Below are 2,261 nucleotides of genomic sequence, written 5' to 3'. Positions count from 1 at the left end.
AGGTGATCGGCCTCTTCGGCAATGCGCTGAAGCATGGTGCGCAACTGCCCGGCGTAGCGGTTGACCGCGTGGCGCAGTGCGCCGATTTCGTCTTCGCGCTCCACGCTCAACTCGACATCACGACTGGCCGAGCCGCGCCCCAGCGAATCGATCTGCGCAGTGGTTTCCTCCAGCTGGCCGATCAACTTGCGCCCTGCCAGCCAGGCCAGTGCCAGCAGCACCGCCAGCAAGGGCAACAGAAACAGCAGAATTTCCCAGGTCAGCGCATGGGCCAGGCCCGTTACTCGCTCCTGCGGCGTCGCCAGGCCGATGACCCAGCCGGTATCCGGCATCACGAACAGACTGACGCGACTGGCCTGGTTGAGCTGTTCATCCTGCTCGAGATCAATGTTGCGGATGCCCCCGCCGCTGCTGCCGCTCAACGCATCCTGAATCGGCTTGAGCCAATCGTGCTGCTGCGCCAGGTCGGCGAACTTGACCATCGCGCCACCCTTGCCGCCGGTCATGCCCGGAAAATGCAGTACGTTGCCGGCCTGATCGAGCGCGAAGGCATAGCCGTCGGTGACCTTGCCCTGCTCGGTCAGAAAGCGCGCCAGATCATCCAGCAACAGGTCCAGCGTGGCGACGCCGGCAAAGCGGCCACTCAGCTGGTATGGCACGCTACAGGTGACCATCGGCACCCCCGTCACCGCATCCTGATAGGCCTCCGACCAGAGGCACTGGCCGAGCTTGCTGCTACGGGCGCCGGTGTACCAGGCATCGTTGTGATAGCCAGGCCCGTCTGCCGCGTTGTAATCGTCCGAGTAGCTCAGGCGACCATCAACCCCACGCGCCCAGAAGAAACTGCGGCGCTCGACGCCGTCACTGAAGGCATTTGGCTCGGGCCAGACGCCACCACCGGCGATCGCCCGGTCCCCCTGATTGTCGATCAGATTGGGCAGGCTATCGCGATACAGCGCCTCCTCACGCGGCAGCACCTCGGCCAGATGCGCGAGGCTGGCCGTCACCCCCTCGATACGCGCCAGCTGCAACGCCAACTGGCGCACGATGGCGCTGCCGGTTTGCTCGATCAGCTCACCACTGGCCGCCACCACACGGGGCTGCCCACGCAAGGCCATTACCGAGAACACCGCCAGCGCGGTGAGAATCAGAAGCACGATGCAACCCAGGGTCAAGCGCTGGGACAGTCTAACGGGGACCAAAGCCATGCGATTACTCCTACTTGGGAGGGACACTACAAGGGGCTACCAGAACTGCTTACGAACGCTCCTAGTTCCACCAGCAGGATCAGTTGCTGCGATACTCCATCGCCTGTGCCATCTGCGTACAAGCGCCCTGGCCAGGATGCCCGCGCCAGATGCCTACCCTGAGTTATAGATGAACAGGCGCGGCGTTACACCGTTTAGTCGGCGGGCAAGGCGTCGACTTGAGCACAATCGCAAGGCGCCGGGAACAGAGCAAGCTCGCTTCCGGCCAGCAGCGCCCTCGCGTTTTCAACCAGACCTGCCCGGACAAGGATGAACAGGATGCAGATCCGTGAACTGACCCGCGATGACCTCCCCAGCGCCAGCACCCTGTGCATGGACGCATTCATGCTGGCAGTCGCGCCCTCGCTGCCGCCCCAGGGCGTGGAGACCTTCAGCAAGCTGGCAGACGCAGCGGCGTTCGCCGAGCGCATGGCCGGTGACAACCTCATGCTCGGCTGCCTGGAGGATGGCGCGCTGACGGGGCTGATCGAGCTCAAGGAAGGACGCCATGTGGCGATGCTGTTCGTGGCGCCGTATTGCCAGCGCAAAGGCATCGGCCGACGCCTGATCGACGCGGCAATGGAACATGCCAGAGGCGACGTGCTGACGGTGAGAGCTGCACTGTCTTCAGTGAAAGCTTACGAGCGCTATGGATTCATCCTGACCGGCGAAGTTGGCGAGTTCGCCGGGCTGATTTTCCAGCCCATGGAAAAGAGGCTGACCTCCATCTAGGCCAGGTCTGAGCCGCTATTGCCGGCAAGCAGAGCTGCACACCGCGTATCCACGGTGAGTCGACTCGACCCGATCAGCGCAAGGCTATTCGGACACCTCGGCCCCGCCAGACAAGTCCGAATGGACTGGGGCCAACGTAGTACCTCAACTATGGAAATAGGCTTACACACATGCGTCACTGAACTTCGGGCCATTCAGCTAAGCTGGAGCCTGGACTCGATAGGAGCACGCAATGTCTGCCAAGGAAGAGCAGCTACTGCAGCTACTGGGCCTGATGGCTCG

General features: G+C 62.9%; 2 protein-coding genes. One reads left to right on the top strand and one right to left on the bottom strand.

Annotated elements, in window-relative coordinates:
- The coding region (locus J0A65_RS22480) for a methyl-accepting chemotaxis protein (RefSeq protein WP_269814700.1) at positions 1-1,208 on the bottom strand (1,208 nt) is incomplete at its 3' end.
- Between the two features lie 318 nt (positions 1,209-1,526).
- Here J0A65_RS22480 and J0A65_RS22475 point away from each other — a divergent pair.
- Positions 1,527-1,979 carry a GNAT family N-acetyltransferase gene (locus tag J0A65_RS22475; protein ID WP_232850109.1) on the top strand — a complete coding sequence of 151 codons (453 nt, stop codon included), beginning with the start codon at positions 1,527-1,529 and terminating at the stop codon, positions 1,977-1,979.
- The last annotated feature ends 282 nt before the right edge of the window (positions 1,980-2,261 follow it).

It is taken from the genome of Bowmanella yangjiangensis (assembly GCF_017255015.1).
GTDB lineage: Bacteria > Pseudomonadota > Gammaproteobacteria > Enterobacterales > Alteromonadaceae > Bowmanella > Bowmanella yangjiangensis.
This window is presented reverse-complemented; position numbering and strand designations above follow the sequence as displayed.